Below are 18,586 nucleotides of genomic sequence, written 5' to 3'. Positions count from 1 at the left end.
TTCTAAGCCTAAGGCCAAGAAGATTCGTGAGCCCGCGCCAAGCGAAGTCTTTAGGAGAAATGAATCTTCTAAGCCTAAGGCCAAGAAGATTCGTGAACCCGCGCCAAGCGAGCTTTTTCCAGTTCAACGATGTCCTGGTTACCAACGACATCAAATCTTTTAAAATCGGCAAACCAACCGAAGGTTTGCCGAAAAATCTATCGCTTAACGCGCGTGTTCTTCATCTTCTTGCCCGAAGGGGTTGAAGATGAAGAGAACTATAAATAGGAGGTTACGGTCATGGGTTTTCAAGCCGAGTTCAATTCAATCTGCAAGTTCAAGAACGAACAGGAACTGTACGAGGTGCTCGAATACGGAAAAGGCAAAATGCGCAAAGACGGGTTCCGCATTTTCCCGACCGGACAAAAAGCCATCGCGTATACGCCGGACAATAAAGCCGTCGCCATCGTGTTGGTCACGGCCTCGATCGCGGAAATCAATTTTCAGGACAAAGAAATCACGCAGGTTGAACTGGACCTGGTGCGCAAGCTGACGGACGAGGAATCCCGGGTGCTGACGGCGTTGGCGCACGAGATGTATTTCGGCGAGCAGGAATCGAAGAGCAGCTAGGACGTTTTTAACGAAACGACCCAATTCAACGAGCAGTTCAAGAAAGGCGGTAAACCAGTGGAATCGAACGACAAGATCCCTTATGTACTAACAGGAAAAAGCTATACGGCCGTTGCGGTCAATGCGGCGGCCAAAGCAGGCGAATGGATTAGAAGCAGACAGGGAACGCACGGTCAATTGTCCACGAAAACATCCGGACAGGACCTGGTCACCGAGATCGACAAAGGCGCCGAGCAGATGATCCGCCGTTTGATCCTGACTCATTTTCCCGACCATGGCATTTTGGGCGAAGAAAGCGTCGAACCGGGCGAAGAAGCTTCGATTCGCGCGTTATCCGAAGCCCGCGATGAAGAATATCTGTGGATCATCGATCCGATCGACGGAACGACCAATTTCGTGCACGGTTTCCCGTTCTACTCGGTCTCGATCGCGCTGGCTCACAACGGCGAAGTGATTCTGGGCGTTATTTACGATCCGTCGCGCGACGAGATGTTCGTGGCGGAAAAAGGCAAAGGCGCTTACGTGCACGGCGTTCGCATGACGGTATCGAAGGAAGAGCGTTTGGCCGAAGGGTTGATCGCGGTAGGTTTCCCGGCCGATCCGGTCGTGAAGCTTCCGATTAACCTGCGCGGCATCGAAGCGCTTGCGCCTCGCGCACGCAGCTTGCGCGCCGGAGGATCGGCAGCCCTGCATCTTGCGCATGTGGCCGCCGGCCGACTGAGCGGTTATTGGGAAGCCGGCCTGAATGCTTGGGATATCGCGGCGGGCGCTTTGCTGGTTGCCGAATCCGGCGGCCGCGTCAGCGATACGTTGGGAGACGCGTACCATCTCGGCGTACGCAACATCGTGGCGACGAACGGCGTATTGCACGCTGAATTGTTGACTGTGCTGAAAGAAGCCGACGCCACGGGCGTTTAATTATTCGACTGTTCAATATCGACTTCCCGAGGAGGAATCGCCATGAGCGATACGCAAGACCGCAGACCCGGAATGGAAGAGTTGGAAGAAGAGCTGAGCGAGCTGTTGACGGAAGGCGAACTGAAGGACGAGGACCGCGAGCGCAAAGAGCGCGAGCAGATTTCGCCGAGGTACGAGATCCGGATTCAGACGTCGCTCGATCCGATCGTCGAGGAAACTCGTCTTTATCGTCAAATGGCGGAAGAGATTGACGGTCGGTATGACGATTATTTGAAAAAAACGCGTCCGGACTCGCAGGAAATCGAGCCGGACGAATCGAAGTAACTAACAAAGGTAGACAAAGCTGGCCGCCGCATTCGGGAGTGCTTTCCGATGCGACGGCAGTTTTTTGATTATGCGGCTGCATGCTTGCAGACCGGATGTCGCCCCTATTCGAAGCGGTCCGGGAGGACCAGAAGGAGACAACAATGACAACGACGACATGGAAAAAAAGCTGGAAGGTGCTCGTATGCGCGGCACTCGTTCTACCGGCATTCGGACTGGCGGGCATTCGCGACACTTTTGCAGCGGAAGAGAGTTATAAGATTGTGACATTCGGCGATTCGCTCACAGCCGGTTACGAGCCGGAAAAAGCACCCGCCGACTATTACGGATTCGTTCCTCGTTTAGCGGAACAAGGACGTTTTCACGGACGCACGGAAGTGGCGAACTACGGGATTTCCGGTTTGAACTCGTCCGGGCTCGAGCATTATATCGAAGCGGTTCGTGCCGGAACGAACACGACGGCCGACGCTATTCAAAGCGGGCTGCGCGATCCGAACGCTGGCGTATTCGCTTCCGGCGTGGCCGCCGTTCGAGCAGACGTGGCGGAAGCCGACGTCATCGCGATCACGATCGGCGGCAACGATCTGCTGCCGTTGATTACCGGTACTCTTCCTACGGCGGCCGAACTGACGCCGAAAGTCGAAGCGCTGCTGCAAACGTACGCGGTCAACCTTAGCGAAGTGTTGACCGATCTGCGCGAGATCAACCCGGATGCGCGCATCGTGGTCGCCGATCAATACCAGCCTGTTCCGGCAGTCGCGGCCAAAACGCTGTACGCGACGCTCAACCAAGCGGCAACTGCGTACACGACGACTTTGAACGGCGTAGTGACCGCGCAAAACGCGGCAGGCGGCCATGTCGAAGCTGTTAACGTGGCTCCGCTGTTCGTCGGACGCGAAATGCAGCTGACGCATATCGCCCGCCAGGATATTCATCCCAACCAAGTCGGTTATGAAGCTCTCGCCAAAGTTTTTTCCGAAAAGATTTGGGGCGAGTATCGCACGCTGAGCAAAACGCCGGCCTCCAGTACGGTAGCCGTCGTTGTATCCGGCAAAGAACTGAACACCGGCTTCAAGCCGATTCTGAAAAACGGAACGACCTTCGTCGTGCTGCGTGATATTACCGATGCTTTGGGAGCCAACCTCAAGTGGGATAACAAAACGTCTACGGCCAGCATCGATTTCGGCGGTCGCAACGTCGCGATTCCGGTCGATAAGAAGTCGATTACCGTAAACGGAACAAGTACCGCGATCAAAATTCCGGCATTTACCGAAAAGGTGAACGGAGTGTCGAAAACCTATGTGCCTCTGGCCGTTTTGGCGGACGGACTCGGTTTTGACGTGCAATACACGCCTCGCCTGCGCACTGTTTTCGTGAATCCTTGAATTTCATAAGAGATGCCGGCCGATTTCGGGGCTTGACGACTTCTCCCGAAACCGTAACTTTCTTCATAGCCCGAGAAACGGACTTTTCCGTTTCTCTTTTTTGATTCCGAAAGAACGAGCGAAAAGCAGGGCGACAAGCCGGTCCAAATTTATCGACTTTAACTTATTGTCGTTGTCGAATCGTTTTTTTCTTTTGTCGAAGGGGTAATGAACAGGTAGTTATGAATGTGCGACAAGACAGCGTTCATCATCTTTCGATTCATTTCGAGTAAGGGGACATTTAGCCGTGGAGCAAAAGCGGAGAACAAAACTCAGAGATTTGGTATCGAAGGTCGGCATCTACCATTCTCTGCTTGCCAATCATCCTGATGGAATCGTCGTGCTGGATGAAGCCGGTGCGATCGTCGACTCCAATTTGGCGGTACAAAAAATCACCGGATACACGCCCGACGAACTGGCCGATATGGCTCGCGCCGCCAACGGCGTTCCGGATGGAGCGTTCGGCGATCTCCGGAATTTATTTATCCAAGCGTCCGAGGGACGCGTGACCCGAATCGAATTCGGAATGCGCCACAAAAACGGATCCGAACTTCAGCTGCATCTCGAATTTGTTCCGTTGGTGCACGAATCGCAGCAGCTCGGCATTTACGTCGTTTGCCGCGATAAGACTGAACGCATACTTGCCGAGCGTCGTCTTCAGGAAAGCGAAGAACGCTACAAATCGCTGTTTGACTATAATCCTTCGGGCGTGTATTCGCTGAGTTTGGAAGGAGTTTACATGTCTTGCAACGATAGCATGGCTACGCTGTTGGGCTGCCGCAGAGAAGATTTGATCGGCATTTCTTACCGCAGCGCGATCGAAGACGAAAATTTGGAGCGAACCAATCGGCATTTCGCAGCCGCCTGCCAAGGAATTCCGCAAAATTACGAAGCTTCGATCATCCGCAAAGACGGACAGCCTGCGGATTTGAATATCATCAATATCCCGATCGTCGTGGACGGCCGAGTGGTAGGGGTTTACGGTATCGCCAGCGATATTACCGAGCGCAAGCAGTATGTTCGCCGGATCGAACAGCTTGGCTATGAGTATACTTTGATTTTGAACGCCGTTTCGGAAGGCATCTTCGGGATCGGAAAAGACGGACGCGCCATGTTTGCCAATCCGCGGGCTTTACGGCTGCTCGGTTACGACCAAGACGAATTTATCGGCAGCGACAATCACGGATTGCTGTCCCATTCGAGCAACGGAGGCATTCCCTATTCCGTCGACGAGTGCCCGATCTGCGCCACCGTATGCGACGGCGTATCCCGATCGGTCAACGAAGGCGTTTTATGGAGAAAAGACGGATCAAGCCTTTTGGCAGAGTATACCGTCAATCCGATTATCGATAAAGGCGAAGTGCAAGGGACCGTCGTCGTTTTCCGCGACATCACGAACGAGCGGGAAATATGGCGTCAAAAAGAATTGGCGGAACAAGCGGCTTCGGCGAAATCGGAATTTCTTGCCATGATGAGCCACGAGATCCGTACGCCGATGAACGGCGTACTCGGCATGACCGATCTGCTGCTCGATACCGATCTGGATGAGCAGCAGCGCGAATTCGTCGAGATCGTCAGCAATAGCGGGCGTTCGTTGATGCGTATTTTGAACGATGTATTGGACTTTAGTAAAATCGACGCCGGAAGTCTCGTACTGGAACCCGAAAGCGTTTTGCTTGCGCCGCTGGTCGGCAGCACGACGGATTTGTTTTTGTCGCATGCGGAGCAGCACGGGATCGACCTTAGCTGGCATATCGCTTCCGACGTGCCGGAGAAGATCGTGACCGATCCGGTCCGATTGAGACAGGTACTCACGAATCTGATCGGCAATGCCATCAAGTTTACCGAGCAGGGGTCAGTCACCGTTTCCGTAAATCTCTTTTCGGAGTCGGCCTCCCGCAATCCGGTGCTGGAGTTCAAGGTTGAAGATACGGGCGTCGGGATCGCGTCGGAAAAGCTGGATCGGTTATTTTTATCGTTTTCGCAGCTTCATCCGGAATTGAATCGGAAATACGGCGGAACCGGTCTGGGATTGTCGATTTGCAAAAAACTCGTGGAACTGATGGACGGCACCATTCGGGTAGACAGCCGCGAAAACGAAGGTTCAATCTTCCGTTTCACGCTGCCGTGCACGGACTCCTCCAAAACGCTGCAAGCACATGAAAACCGCTCGAACGCGGACCTGATTATGCTTGATTCCAAACAGCCTTCGGTTCCGCCATTGGGTCCGATTCGTATACTGATCGCGGAGGATCATCCGGTCAACCGCCGTTTGCTGCAAGAATTGCTGTTGAAGCTCGGTTATTCCGCAGATATGGCGGAAAACGGGATCGAAGCTTACGAGTCGATTTCCAAAAATCGATACGATCTCGTATTCATGGACGTGCAAATGCCCGAGATGGACGGATTGACCGCCGCGCGGCTGATCCGTCAGATGCTTCCCGAAGAGCATGTTCCGTATCTCGTTGCCGTCACCGCTTTCGTCAAACCCGGCTTTGAACAGGAATGTCTCGGCAGCGGCATGCAGGAATATATCGCCAAACCGATATCCGAAGCCGATATCCGCCGCATCCTTCTCGACCCCGAAAGCCGTTTGCGCAATTTTTTGAACGGGCGGAAAACGGCGATTTGAAGATGTACCGAACGCTAGGCGGGCAGCATGACAAAAAGGCGGAAGATTATTTCTTCCGCCTTTTCGGCGCGCGCCGCCAGCCGTACACCTGGACATGCACGAACGCTTTGCTGATCATGAAGCTGAACATGTACAAAAAAACGAGCAGGATGACAAGCGGACGCAGCACGATCGAAGCAATAACCCAAAACGTGATCAACTGCCAACGTTTGAACCGGCGCAAAAACACGGGCAGCGTAAAAATACGGTAAAACCAATAGTTTTTTTGCAGCGCCTCCATGTATTCGTTCCGCGTCTGCTCGTCGTCGGGATCAAGCCGAATCGCTTGTTCCATCATCGTTTTGGCTTTTTTCGCGTCGCCGCGCCGATCCGCCGCCCAGCCGAGATACAGAAACGTTTGCGAATTTTCGACGTCTTTGCGCAGGGCGGTTTCCTCGTTCTCGATCGAAGCTTCGAACAGCCGCAAATTCGCCAACACATAGCTGTACAAAGCGTAATACAAACCGTTTTCCGGATCGAGGCTTAAAGCTTGTTCGATACTTTGCCGGGCACGATCGAATTTGCCGTTCTTGTTGTGCATGTTGGCAAGCAGGTAGTGGATATGCGCCCGGTAAGGATTCAGGCGCAGGCCCGTATTGGCGGCTTCTTCCATCCGCGTCCATTGTTTTGTGCCGTAATAAATCACCGCGCGCAAAAACCAGGCGTCTTCGTCGTTCGGGTCGATTCGCAGCGCCTGAGCGGTACATTCCAATGCTTTTTCTCCGTCGTTCAGATTGATATAGGCAAGCGCCAGCGCCCGATAAGGCGGCGGCGTCTCCGGTTCTTCGCGCAGCCATTCGCCGGCCTCGGCCAAAGCTTCCTTGTTTCGTCCCCACTCCAACAAGCGTTGAAAGCGTTCGGCGCGAAGACCGGGAGGAACCGGGCCGCCGCTTGGTTCGTCCATACCCTTGACCTCCCCGGTTTTTTTGTCGGCGGATTCAGCGGATTTTATGCTTTTTGATGTAATCGAGCACCTGCGCGTATTCGCCGTTCGTATCGCTGAAGGTGGCGTAATTGCGCGCGGTCGCGAACCAATCCAACGTGGACGCTTGACGGTTTTTGAGCGCGCGCCGGAAATCGGTATCCGCCAACGGTTGGATCTCGCCGGTTTCCATCGCCCGTTCGAGCGCCATTTCCGTCGCGTCGCGCACGATTTGATCGAGATCGGCACCGGAGAACAGAGGCGTGCTTTCGGCAAGCTTGCGCACGTTGACTTCGTTGATCGGTTTGTCGGCCAATTTCATGTCCAGAATGGTATGACGCTCGTCTTCCTCGGGCGGCGTAACGAATAACAGATTGTTAAAACGTCCCGGACGGCGCAGCGCGGAATCCAGATACCACGGCGTGTTCGTCGCTCCGATGATAAATACGTTCTCGTTGAAACTCGCCAGTCCGTCCAGCTCGATCAGCAGTTGGTTGACCAGCATGCGATCGTGGTGCTGGCGCATGCCGTGGCGGCTGCCGCCCAGCGCGTCCAATTCGTCGATAAACAGCACGCAAGGCGCTTCGGCCCGGGCTGTTTCGAAAATGCTGTGCAAATTGTTTTCGCTGCCTCCGATATACATCGACAGAATCGCTTGAAGCTCCAGATGCAAAAAGGTCGCGTCGATCTCTCCGGCCACTGCGCGCGCGAGAAACGTTTTGCCGCATCCCGGCGGGCCGTACAGCAGCAGCGAGCCGCCCGCTTGACGGCCGTACGCCGCAAAAAGCTCGGGTTGTTTGAGCGGCAGAATAAAGTTCATGCGGATTTTCTTTTTGATCTCTTCCATACCGCCGACGTCCGCGAACGTGACCGTCGGTTTTTCGCTTTCGATCAGGTCCTCGGCGTTTTTGTCGAATTGAATGACTTTCAGGTTTTTCCGTCGAAGCTCTTTGTCGTCGTCCATACGCTCTCCTTTGCGCAAGCCGTTTTCTTTTATCATAACCGATATGCAGGGAGTTCCACCACAAACGCGCAGCTTCATAACTTTTGTTTCGGCGGCGCGTCTATACGTTCGAGAAGGAGAAACGAACTTTCTGCCCCTCGCGGCAGGAAGATTCGGGAACCCGCGATACGCGATATTTTCACCTTACAGATCGGAGAGCGTGATGACATATGGGAAAACGGAAAAATGCTTGGCTGCTGAGTCTGGGGTTCGTGTTGGCGTTTGAAGAAACGGTATTCGGCTTCGGGTCGTTCGCGCTGTTTTCGCCTCGGGTACAGGCAGACGGAGCAAGCGCCATGCAGCAGCTGCGAAACGAATCGGGTGATTTTACGGTCATGAAAGTGCTTCAATCCTCGCAATCATCCCCGCAATCCGGGCAGCGCGCCGAACAAGCAGGCGCGGGCGATACCGTTATGACGCTTTCGCTGAAACTGGACATCGATAACCGCAATCCGCTGAAATCGATGCAAAACGTCGAGGCCGAGGTGCTGCCGGGCGGCGTGCAAGAAGGGATTTCCGCCGTCGGCGAAGCGGTGCTGATCGACGTGCCGCGAAAGAAAACCGGCCGATACGGACTTCAACTGACGATTGAACGGAAACGTTACGAGCAGCTTTTGAGCGGAGAAAAAGCAGCAGCGGTGCGCGTGAGCTGGGGTCATGGTTTGCATCGCGACATCGATCTGGCGAAGCTGCTGCGGGAAAACGGGTTGGGATAAGCAATCGTAAAACAATCTTTTGCCGCCATTATCGCGGTTGGAAAGTTGTTTACGCGCCGAAAAGCAAGAAAGCCCCGAACTTCATAAAAAGTCCGAGGCTTTTTTGGCTATTGCCGATTACGAACAAAACTCGCTGCATATCGAGCAGGGTCAATCGGGAGGCAGTGGCATGTAACGGATCGGCATGACGCTTAGCGCCCGAAATTGGGGGATTGAGGGGACAGAGTTACTAGCGCATCTCTTTCAGTGCCGCGTCCGCCGCTTCCAGCGTCCGGTCGATGTCCGTATCCGTATGCGCGGTCGTCAAGAACCACGCCTCGTATTTCGAAGGCGCCAGGCATACGCCGCGGTTCAGCATGCCGCGGAAGAACGCCGCGAACGCCTCGCCGTCGGTATCCTGCGCCTGATCGTAGTTCGTCACCGGATGATCGCAGAAATGCGTCGAGAACGAACCGCGGATACGGTTGATCGTCATCGGTACGCCGTGCCGCTTCGCGGCTTCGCCGATCCCGTCGGTCAGACGGATCGCCAGGCGGTTCATTTCGTCGTATACGCCTTCGCCTTGCAGCACTTCCAGGCAGGCGATGCCTGCCGATACGGAGATCGGGTTGCCCGCCATCGTGCCCGCTTGGTAAGCAGGGCCTAGCGGAGCAACTTGCTCCATGATATGCTTGCGGCCGCCGTAAGCGCCGATCGGCAGGCCGCCGCCGAGAATTTTGCCCAGTGCGGTCAAATCCGGCGTGATGGCGTGGTGGTTATCCAGCTCGGCGAAAGTCTGCGCCGAACCGTAATGGAAGCGGAACGCCGTGATGACTTCGTCGTAGATCACGAGCGCGCCGTGGTCGTGGGTCAGCTTGCATAAGCCTTCGAGGAAGCCTTTTTCCGGCATGACCATTCCGAAGTTGCCGACGATCGGTTCGACCATGACGGCCGCGATCTGGCCTTCCCAGTGGTTCAGCGCCTGCTCCAAAGCTTCGAGGTCGTTGAACGGTACGGTGATGACTTCCTGCGCGATGCTGGCCGGTACGCCTGCGCTGTCCGGCGTGCCGAGCGTGGAAGGACCGGAGCCTGCGGCAACCAGCACCAGGTCGGAGTGACCGTGGTAGCAGCCCGCGAACTTGATGATCTTCGAACGATCCGTATAGGCACGCGCGACGCGTATCGTCGACATGACGGCTTCGGTGCCGGAGTTGACGAAGCGAACTTTGTCCATCGAAGGAATCGCGTCTTTCAGCATTTTGGCAAGTTGGATTTCCAGTTCGGTCGGCGTGCCGTACAGCGTGCCGTTTTGCGCGGCGCGAACGATCGCTTCGGTAATATGCGGATGCGCATGGCCCGTAATGATCGGGCCGTAAGCGGCCAGATAATCGATGTATTCATTGCCGTCGACGTCCCAGAAATGGGAGCCTTGTCCCTTTTTCATGAAGACGGGAGCGCCGCCGCCGACCGCTTTGAACGAGCGGGAAGGGCTGTTGACGCCGCCGACGATATGTTCAAGCGCTTCGGCGTAAAGTTTTTCGGAATTTGGACGATTCATGGTTCACGTTCCTTTCGGGATAGGGGATCGAATGTATGGCTACGGCCGCAGGCCGGCTCAAGTCAAAGGGCGCCTTTCGAATAAAGGCGCCCTTTAAGGGTAACGAATTTTGCGTCCCGCGTACAGGGACGATTTGGTTAAGTTTCGACGATTTTATTGCGGTTCTCCGGTGCCTTCGCCCAGCGCTTCGTTTTTGGTTCCCGAAGGAGCGGGCACGGATCGATCGGGCATCGGCGCGTTTTCTTCCTCTTCCGGCCCGGCGTTGAGCGTCTCTTGGACGAATTCTTTGAGCTTGTCGTCGTTTCTGACGGTCAGTACCGCCGCGCCGCCGATCTTTTCTTCGCGCAGCAGGCTGTTCGGAGGGATCTGCTCGCTGCCGCCCATTTTGCTGTCGTAGGCTACGGTCGCGAGCTTCCACATATCTCCGACGCTCAAGTTGGTGTCGATATAAGGGTTGACCTGCTCCAGAATGTCCGGCAGATTCATGATCGAGGTGGACGATTTCAGCTTTTCCGCGACCGCTTGAAGGAATTCGCGCTGTCTGCCCGTCCGGCTGAAATCCGACAACCGGTCATGCCGGAAACGAACGTATTGGAGCGCCGTTCTTCCGTCCAGGTGCTGCATGCCTTCTTTGAGGTCGATATCGTATTGAGGCCCGTCGGCCGCGCTCAGGTATTTCATGTCTTTTTCGACGTGGAAATCGACTCCGCCCACGGAATCGACCAGTTTGATGAATCCTTCGAAATCCGTATAGACGTAGTATTGGATCGGGATGCCCAGCAGGTTGCCTACGGTTTCCATGGCCGTGTTCGGTCCGTGCGTAATGGCGGCGTTGATGCGTTGTTTGCCGAAGCCCGGAACGTCAAGGTAAGTATCGCGCATGATGGAGAAAATATTAATAGTTTTTTGTACGGGGTCGATCGAGGCGACCAGCATGGTATCCGAACGCGGAATATCGTCTCCCATGGAATCCCGGCCGTCCACGCCCATCAAAAGAATGTTGACGGGTTCGCTGCCTTCCCATTTCGGCGGTTCCTGGGCTACCGTCGTCTCGGTGACCGGAAGACTGCGGAACGGAGAACTGTCGCCGACCTTTTGCAGGCTCGCCACTTGATTATATAAATTAGAGAAGTAATAAGCGGCGTAACCTCCTGCCGAAAGTACAATAAGGGCGAACGCCCAAATGATCGCGCGTTTTTGATTCCTTGTCATTCGATTCTTCCTTTCCGTTTTAAAAATGAGAGTGTCCGAACGCCGATTGCCATTGTTGCATCCCTACATTATAATTTTTTTCGGAGCCGCAAGCAATTGACCGTTTTTTATCCGCATTCTTGGTGTATGGTTAAGGACGTCGATGCATAAGGAATGCGCTGCCCCATCGGGAAACAGCGTCCTACAGGCAGAATACCCCCTTGTTTTCGGCGCGAACCGCACGGAAGCGTCCTTGATGCAAAATATGGGAATCCACCCGAAGTGGACCCACAGAAAGGAACACATATGAAAGCCATCGAAGTCGAACATCTGAGCAAGATTTTCAAAGTACAGAAAAGTCGAGGCGGCCTTAAAGGCGCGCTGCAGGATTTATTTTCCCGTCAGTATAACGAGGTTGCAGCGGTCAATGATATCTCGTTCTCGATCCCCGCAGGCGAAATTTGCGGTTACATCGGCGAGAACGGCGCAGGCAAGTCGACCACGATCAAAATGCTTACCGGCATCCTCGTTCCGACCGCGGGCAAGCTGAACGTCGGAGGTTACGTGCCGCACGAAGAACGCGAAAAGTTCGTCCGCAATATCGGGGTCGTGTTCGGTCAGCGGAGCCAGCTCTGGTGGGACATCGGCGTGATCGAGTCGTTCGGCCTGCTGCGCAAAGTGTACGGCGTATCGGAGCAGGATTATAAAAAGCGGCTCGACGAGTTGGTGCAGCGTCTGGATCTGGGCGATCTGCTCAGCCGTCCCGTGCGCAAGCTCAGTCTCGGACAGCGCATGCGCTGCGAGCTGGTCGCCGCGCTTCTGCACAATCCGTCGATCGTATTCCTGGACGAACCGACGATCGGGCTCGATATCATCGTCAAGACGGAAATCCGCGAGTTTTTAAAAGACATGAACCGCCAGCACGGCACGACCATTCTGCTTACGACGCACGATTTGCAGGATATCGAAGCGCTCTGCTCCCGCGTCATCATGCTGGACGAAGGTCGCATCATCTATGACGGCGGTCTCGATACGCTCAAGACGCGCTGGGGACAGGGGACGCGCGTGACGTTCCAGTTCGGCACGGCTTGTCCGCTGGGCAGATTGCAGTCGCTGACGTCGGAGCTGTATGTAAGCTGGACGGCCGACAACGATCTGCACGCCGAGGTATTGGTTCCGGCAGAGCTGAATGTGTCGGATGTGCTGGCGAAGATCGTCGGCCAACCGGACATCGCGATCACGGATATCAAAATCACCGAGACGACGACCGACGAGATCGTGCGCCAGATTTATCAGACCGGATCGGCCACGAAGGAAACGCAAGGCGGGACCGTCAGCCATGCTTAGTGCTTATACCGATTTTATACGCATCCGTTTCCTGACCATGCTGGCTTACCGGGTCAATTACTACTCGGGCATTCTGATCTATATGCTGAACATCGGCGTCTACTACTTTACTTGGCAGGCGATCTACGGAGACCGGGGCGAGATCGGCGGTTTCACCGCGTCCCAGATGACTACCTATATCGCGGTGTCGTGGATGGCGCGCGCCTTTTACTTCAACAATCTGGACCGCGAGATCGCGACGGATATCCGGGACGGCTCGATCGCGATCCAGTTTATTCGTCCCTACAATTATTTGTTCGTTAAAATGATGCAGGGGTTCGGCGAGGGTTTGTTCCGCTTCACCCTGTTCATGATTCCGGGTATGCTGCTGGCGCTGCTGCTGTTCCCGGTGCGGCTGCCGAGCGATCCGATCGCCTGGGTCGGCTTCCTGGTGATGCTGTTCTTCAGCTTCCTCATTAATTCGCAGCTGAACATTTTGACCGGGCTGATGGCTTTCTTCGTGGAAAACAACGAAGGAATCATGCGCATGAAGCGGGTCATCGTGGACCTGTTTTCCGGCTTGGTCATCCCGATCAGCTTGTTCCCCGGTTGGCTGAGCGCGATCATGCAGTGGCTGCCGTTCCAAGCGATCACGTATTTGCCCGGCTCCGTATTCACGGGACGCACGCAGGGCACGGGAATTCTCGAAGTGTTCGGTATTCAGGTCGTTTGGTTCGTCGCTCTGCTGATTCCGATCTTCTTCATGTGGCGGGCGGCGCGCAAGCGGCTGTTCGTGCAAGGGGGTTAAGCGAATGTATTATATCGGACTCGTATTCGAATATCTGAAGAATTATATGAAAACAAGGCTGACTTACCGCGCGGACTTCTGGGTCGAGGTGGTCTCCGACCTGCTGATGCAGGCGAGTAACCTGATCTTCATCTTCGTCGTGTTCGGACATACCAACTCGCTCGGCGGTTGGAGCGAAGCGGAAGTGGTGTTCGTGTACGGATTCTTCATGGTTCCGTTCGGACTGTTCAGCTGCTTCGTCAACCTGTGGAATTTCAGCGACCGCTATATCGTCAAAGGCGAGATGGACCGTATCTTGACCCGTCCCGCATATAATCTGTTCCAGATCTTTTTGGAAAACATCGACCCGCCGGGTCTAATCGGTTCGTTGATCGGCATCGTCATCATGATCATCAGCGGCGGCCAACTCGGCCTGGATCTGGTCTGGTGGCATCTGCCCGTCATGATCCTGTTCGCGATCAGCGCGACCTTGATCTACACCGGAATCTATATCGCGCTGACGTCGCTGTCGTTCTACTCCGACTCGCCGACCGGCATCATTCCGCTGATGTACAACATCCAGAACTACGGCCGCTACCCGGTGACGATCTACAACCGGGCGATCCAATTCCTGTTAACATGGATCCTGCCGTTCGCGTTCGTCGGGATTTATCCGGCTTCGTTGTTCTTGGGCAGGGAAGAGATGACGCATATGGCATGGCTGACTCCGGTCATGGCGGCGATCTTCCTGACCATCGGTCTGACCAGTTGGAACGTGGGCGTGAAAAAGTACCGGGGTGCGGGGTCGTAGGAGACGCTCCGGGAGAAGGGAGAGCCTTCCGCTCGCTGTCTCGGCCAGCCTCAAAGGCGATCTTCAGGCTCTCCCTTCTCCCTCCGCTCCGCCCTGCTGCCCGATCGTTTTTCTTGCTAGGGATAGAAAGAAGCGAGTCTTAGGATATAGACTCGCGGTTAATGATCAAAGGCGCGCGTTGCGCTTTGAACCATGCCTTCAAGGTAGCGACAATCTCGGACGCCGGCGGTTCGATAGATCCGAACCTCGGCGTGGAAGGCGATAAATGATAAGATAGGGAATATAGAATCGAAGCTGCAACAAAATAAGTGATAAAGTAAGAGACACATCATTTAAAAGCGCGTAATGCGCGGAAGAGTCGGCTAGCCATGCCGGCTCTTCTCTATCCCTAAAAAACCTAGTACGCCGAGGTAAGCGGAGGGGGAAGGGGACTGAAGGAAACGAAGTGCTCGCCTTTGACATTCGATTCCAACCTATAAAAAATATAATCAAGAAATCGAATGGAGACAGCGATCCGAAAGCCCCTTCCCCCGCAGCGCCTCCACACCACCAAAAAGGAGCGATTCAGCATGGTACAACTCAACGAAAAAGTCCAAGATTTCACTCTCCCGGCAGTAGGAGGACAATCCATCAGCCTCAGCGACTACAAAGGCAAAAAGCTCGTTATTTACTTTTATCCGAAAGACATGACGCCAGGGTGCACGCAGCAGGCTTGCGACTTCCGGGATTCGGAAAGTTACTTCACGACGAAAAATGCGGCCGTGATCGGCATCAGCGCGGACGACGTGAAATCGCATGAAAAGTTCGGAGCCAAATACGAATTGCCGTTCCCGCTGCTGTCGGATACGGAGCACGCGGTCAGCGAACAATTCGGCGTATGGCAGGTAAAAAAGAACTTCGGAAAAGAGTACGAAGGCATCGTGCGCTCGACGTTTTTGATAGACGAAGAAGGAACGCTTGTCCGCGAGTGGCGGAAAGTGAAAGTAGCCGGGCATGTGGACGAGGTACTGCAAGCGCTTGAAAGTTAATTGTTTCACCTACGAAAGTACCGTTTTTTGCAATTTTCTGTATATATGCGCTTGAAAGATGAAAAATCGTTTGAGAAAATTCGGAAAAACGTTTAAATTTATGTTAGGAAATGAAAATCCCATTAAATTTTCAAAGTCTGACCTTAGAACAGGGGGGAATTCATAAATAAAGTCGGACGGCGGGGGATTCCCGGTTTCGATCTCGGAAACGGGAACGCCGTGCGCAAATCAATCTGATGGGCAAGATTCTGTCGTATCTCGATCATGATATGAGAAACATTCTTGATTCGAGGTACGTACCGCAAGCAGTCCGGGAGTCGGCGGGGGTCGAATGGCCGGGACTGGATCGATTTTTTGGGGAGAGGGGAATTTGTTATGCAAATCATTCCGGCATGGGTGAAAGTGGATCACAATTCTTACAACGCGAAACTTCGGGGAATCTACAAAAACGTACGGGAGAACGACATCACGGCAGCCTGCGAACAAGCCAAGCGTTTGTATATGGATTTGCTTGAAGATATGGAGATTCGAGGAATCGAAACGCCTGATCAAGAAGTTGTGGCAGGCGAGAAGTCGGAACGTGAACGTCAAACTGCCGGAATCGGCGTTTAAAGCCACGGATTCACTGAACTTATTTTTGCGGAAATCACATGACAATGAAATCAAAAAAATTCCCGGGTCGTGACGACCCGGGAATTTTTTTGCATGCGGACAACGCGTACTGAAGTTCGCGAATTATCGTTTTACCGCCCTGGAACGCGACTTCAATATAATCCTTGCGGGAAAACGTCCAGGTTGCATGCGTACGATGTGGCCGTGTTTTAAACGGATACGCATTTGTGCAGTTTGAGCCAAAACCAATCCTTTGATCGGCTGCGGAGTTTTTGACGGTTGATTCGTTTTTTGTTGTTTACGGCCTTTGAACGCTCGCGGAAGAGAAGCCAGCACTGAGGCGGTCATTGCCCGATAGCGGAAAATGATGAAAACAAGCACGAGCAGCACGATCACGGACACGATCCACACCGCGTAGTGCTCAGCCAATTTGAATGCGACCGACCACTGCGGCCCGAAGATTTTTCCTAGACCGAGAAAGAGCAGCGTCCAGAACAAGGCACCCGTGTAGGCGTAAGCGGCAAATTTTTTAAAAGAGATATTCATGATCCCCGCCAAATACCCGGTGAAGTGACGCACGCCCGGAATGAAATAGCCGAAGAAGATCAGGCCGGGGCCGTATTTATCGAAGAAGGTTTGCGTTTTGAGCAGTTTGCTTTCTTTGAAAAACCAGCCGCCGAAGCGTCGAAGGAAAGGCAGCCCCGCTTTTTTACCGATAAAGTAGGTGGCGGTCATTCCGATCGTGGTGCCGAGGAAAGCGACGATCAGCAAAATATCGAACCTCAGCGATCCCATGTAGGAGAGATAGCCGGCGTAGGCCATCGTGGTTTCTCCGGGAAACGGCAGAGCGATGAATTCCAGAAACAATCCGAGGAACATGACCAGATAGCCGTACTGCTCGAACAACTGTTGAACCATTTTGAATATTTCCATAGGGCTTCAAGCTCCTTTGAACGATGAGTGCGGCGAACATTTTTCTCAATTTTACGATATTTGGGATAGGAAAATCCAACTTCGCCCGCCAAAGCCGAACGACTTGCGGAAGTAAGCCCTTACCTCGCCTTTTTTTCTTGCGGTATGTCAGGTCCATCGGTATAATTAGCGACAGTAATTAAGGGAGGCGTGACATGAATAAACCGAACGAACTGATTGTCGTACTCGACTTCGGGGGACAATATAACCAACTGATTGCCAGAAGAATTCGCGATTTGGGCGTATTTAGCGAGCTAATGCCGTACAATACTCCGGTCGAGCGTATTCGGGAATTGAATCCGGCGGGTATCGTCTTCTCGGGCGGACCGCTTAGCGTATATGAAGAAGGAGCTCCTCACGTCGATCCTGCGATCTATGATCTGGGTCTGCCGATCTTCGGCATCTGCTACGGCATGCAGTTGATGGCACAGCAGCTCGGCGGCAAGGTAGAGCGCGCCGGCAAACGCGAATACGGCAAAGCCGACGTCGATTTCCTGCACAACAGCATCCTGACCAAAGGCCTCGACAGCAAGCAAACCGTTTGGATGAGCCACGGCGACCATGTCGTGACGCTGCCGGAAGGCTTCGTGCTGGAAGCGGGCACGGAATCGGCGCCGATCGCGGCAATGAGCCATCCGACTCGCAATCTGCACGCGGTGCAGTTCCACCCGGAAGTACGCCACTCCGTATACGGCAACGAAATGATCAAGAACTTCCTCTACGAAGTCTGCAAATGCAGCGGCGAGTGGACGATGGAATCGTTCGTGGAGCAGTCGATCCAGGAAATTCGCGAGCAAGTCGGCGATAAAAAAGTATTGTGCGCGCTGAGCGGCGGCGTCGATTCGTCCGTCGTGGCGATGCTGATCCACAAAGCGATCGGCGATCAGCTCACTTGCATGTTCATCGACCACGGACTTCTGCGCAAAGGCGAAGCCGAGAGCGTTATGGAGACTTTCGTGGGCAAGTTCGATATTAATGTCATCAAGATCGACGCGCAAGAGCGCTTCCTGAGCAAGCTCGCAGGCGTGGACGATCCCGAGCAAAAACGCAAAATCATCGGTAACGAGTTCATCTACTGCTTCGACGAAGAATCGGCCAAACTCGGCGATTTCGCGTTCCTGGCACAAGGCACGCTGTACACGGACATCGTGGAAAGCGGCACGGCGACGGCGCAGACGATCAAGTCTCACCATAATGTCGGCGGATTGCCGGAAGATATGAAGTTCAAATTGATCGAGCCTTTGAACACGTTGTTCAAAGACGAAGTGCGCAAAGTCGGCGAAGAGCTGGGCCTGCCGCACGCGATCGTTTGGCGTCAGCCTTTCCCGGGTCCGGGTCTGGCGATCCGCGTTCTCGGCGAAGTCACGGAAGAGAAGCTGACCATCGTCCGCGACTCCGACCTGATCCTGCGCGAAGAAATCGCGAAAGCCGGTCTGGAAAGCGAAATCTGGCAGTACTTCACGGCGCTCCCGAACATGAAGAGCGTCGGCGTCATGGGCGACGCGCGTACGTATTCGTACACCGTCGGCATCCGCGCCGTAACGTCCATCGACGGCATGACCGCCGACTGGGCACGCATCCCGTGGGACGTCCTGGAGAAAATTTCGGTCCGCATCGTCAACGAAGTGGATAACGTCAACCGCATCGTGTACGACGTGACTTCGAAACCGCCGGCTACGATCGAGTGGGAATAGGTTTTTAATAGATAAGAAGAAACGACCTCAAATGCTAGACG

The 18,586-nt window shown here is 54.1% G+C and carries 17 protein-coding genes; 12 read left to right on the top strand and 5 right to left on the bottom strand.

Annotated elements, in window-relative coordinates; genetic code table 11:
* Positions 1-279: 279 nt before the first annotated feature.
* The 5 genes from HRQ63_RS14865 (at position 280) to HRQ63_RS14845 (ending at position 5,907) form a co-directional block, all read left to right on the top strand.
* Positions 280-609: a hypothetical protein gene (locus HRQ63_RS14865; protein WP_172245164.1), complete on the top strand. Its 330-nt coding sequence runs from the start codon at positions 280-282 to the stop codon at positions 607-609.
* Between the two features lie 57 nt (positions 610-666).
* Positions 667-1,527 carry an inositol monophosphatase family protein gene (locus HRQ63_RS14860; protein WP_172245162.1) on the top strand — a complete coding sequence of 287 codons (861 nt, stop codon included), beginning with the start codon at positions 667-669 and terminating at the stop codon, positions 1,525-1,527.
* 42 nt (positions 1,528-1,569) lie between these two features.
* The gene (locus tag HRQ63_RS14855) at positions 1,570-1,851 is read left to right on the top strand and encodes a hypothetical protein (RefSeq protein WP_229714207.1); all 282 of its coding nucleotides are present in this window, start codon (positions 1,570-1,572) and stop codon (positions 1,849-1,851) included.
* Between the two features lie 143 nt (positions 1,852-1,994).
* Positions 1,995-3,236: a stalk domain-containing protein gene (locus HRQ63_RS14850; RefSeq protein WP_172245160.1), complete on the top strand. Its 1,242-nt coding sequence runs from the start codon at positions 1,995-1,997 to the stop codon at positions 3,234-3,236.
* Between the two features lie 286 nt (positions 3,237-3,522).
* On the top strand, positions 3,523-5,907 hold the full coding sequence (locus tag HRQ63_RS14845; RefSeq protein ID WP_172245158.1) for a PAS domain-containing hybrid sensor histidine kinase/response regulator: 2,385 nt from the start codon (positions 3,523-3,525) through the stop codon (positions 5,905-5,907).
* A 46-nt stretch (positions 5,908-5,953) separates the two neighbouring features.
* Here HRQ63_RS14845 and HRQ63_RS14840 read toward each other — a convergent pair whose 3' ends face one another.
* Together HRQ63_RS14840 and HRQ63_RS14835 are read right to left on the bottom strand one after the other, a co-directional pair.
* Positions 5,954-6,850, bottom strand: coding sequence for a tetratricopeptide repeat protein (locus HRQ63_RS14840; protein WP_172245156.1), 897 nt, complete (start codon positions 6,848-6,850; stop codon positions 5,954-5,956).
* A 34-nt stretch (positions 6,851-6,884) separates the two neighbouring features.
* The gene (locus HRQ63_RS14835) at positions 6,885-7,832 is read right to left on the bottom strand and encodes an ATP-binding protein (RefSeq protein WP_172245154.1); all 948 of its coding nucleotides are present in this window, start codon (positions 7,830-7,832) and stop codon (positions 6,885-6,887) included.
* Positions 7,833-8,041: 209 nt separating this feature from the next.
* Between HRQ63_RS14835 and HRQ63_RS14830 the strand changes: the two genes are divergently transcribed.
* A complete protein-coding gene (locus tag HRQ63_RS14830) occupies positions 8,042-8,587 on the top strand; it encodes a hypothetical protein (protein WP_172245152.1) in 546 nt (181 codons plus the stop codon).
* Between the two features lie 229 nt (positions 8,588-8,816).
* Here HRQ63_RS14830 and HRQ63_RS14825 read toward each other — a convergent pair whose 3' ends face one another.
* Positions 8,817-10,124, bottom strand: coding sequence for a glutamate-1-semialdehyde 2,1-aminomutase (locus HRQ63_RS14825; protein ID WP_172245150.1), 1,308 nt, complete (start codon positions 10,122-10,124; stop codon positions 8,817-8,819).
* A 153-nt stretch (positions 10,125-10,277) separates the two neighbouring features.
* On the bottom strand, positions 10,278-11,336 hold the full coding sequence (locus HRQ63_RS14820; protein WP_172245148.1) for an LCP family protein: 1,059 nt from the start codon (positions 11,334-11,336) through the stop codon (positions 10,278-10,280).
* 285 nt (positions 11,337-11,621) lie between these two features.
* Here HRQ63_RS14820 and HRQ63_RS14815 point away from each other — a divergent pair, with 285 nt between their 5' ends.
* The 5 genes from HRQ63_RS14815 (at position 11,622) to HRQ63_RS14795 (ending at position 15,879) form a co-directional block, all read left to right on the top strand.
* A complete protein-coding gene (locus HRQ63_RS14815; protein WP_172245146.1) occupies positions 11,622-12,662 on the top strand; it encodes an ABC transporter ATP-binding protein in 1,041 nt (346 codons plus the stop codon).
* Complete coding sequence (locus tag HRQ63_RS14810) at positions 12,655-13,449, top strand: ABC transporter permease (RefSeq protein ID WP_037284853.1); 795 nt, start codon at positions 12,655-12,657, stop codon at positions 13,447-13,449. The genes HRQ63_RS14815 and HRQ63_RS14810 overlap by 8 nt, the downstream gene beginning before the upstream one ends.
* A 4-nt stretch (positions 13,450-13,453) precedes the next feature.
* On the top strand, positions 13,454-14,239 hold the full coding sequence (locus HRQ63_RS14805) for an ABC transporter permease (protein ID WP_172245144.1): 786 nt from the start codon (positions 13,454-13,456) through the stop codon (positions 14,237-14,239).
* A 569-nt stretch (positions 14,240-14,808) separates the two neighbouring features.
* On the top strand, positions 14,809-15,267 hold the full coding sequence (gene bcp, locus HRQ63_RS14800; protein ID WP_172245142.1) for a thioredoxin-dependent thiol peroxidase: 459 nt from the start codon (positions 14,809-14,811) through the stop codon (positions 15,265-15,267).
* 375 nt (positions 15,268-15,642) lie between these two features.
* Positions 15,643-15,879, top strand: a complete 237-nt coding sequence (locus HRQ63_RS14795) for a hypothetical protein (protein ID WP_172245140.1) — start codon at positions 15,643-15,645, stop codon at positions 15,877-15,879.
* 123 nt (positions 15,880-16,002) lie between these two features.
* Here the strand turns inward: HRQ63_RS14795 and HRQ63_RS14790 are convergent, their stop codons facing one another.
* On the bottom strand, positions 16,003-16,812 hold the full coding sequence (locus HRQ63_RS14790) for a DedA family protein (protein ID WP_172245138.1): 810 nt from the start codon (positions 16,810-16,812) through the stop codon (positions 16,003-16,005).
* Positions 16,813-17,006: 194 nt separating this feature from the next.
* On the opposite strand from HRQ63_RS14790, the gene guaA reads away from it, so the two are divergent.
* A complete protein-coding gene (guaA, locus tag HRQ63_RS14785) occupies positions 17,007-18,545 on the top strand; it encodes a glutamine-hydrolyzing GMP synthase (protein ID WP_172245136.1) in 1,539 nt (512 codons plus the stop codon).
* The last annotated feature ends 41 nt before the right edge of the window (positions 18,546-18,586 follow it).

Source organism: Saccharibacillus endophyticus (assembly GCF_013185185.1).
Classification (GTDB): domain Bacteria; phylum Bacillota; class Bacilli; order Paenibacillales; family Paenibacillaceae; genus Saccharibacillus; species Saccharibacillus endophyticus.
This window is presented reverse-complemented; position numbering and strand designations above follow the sequence as displayed.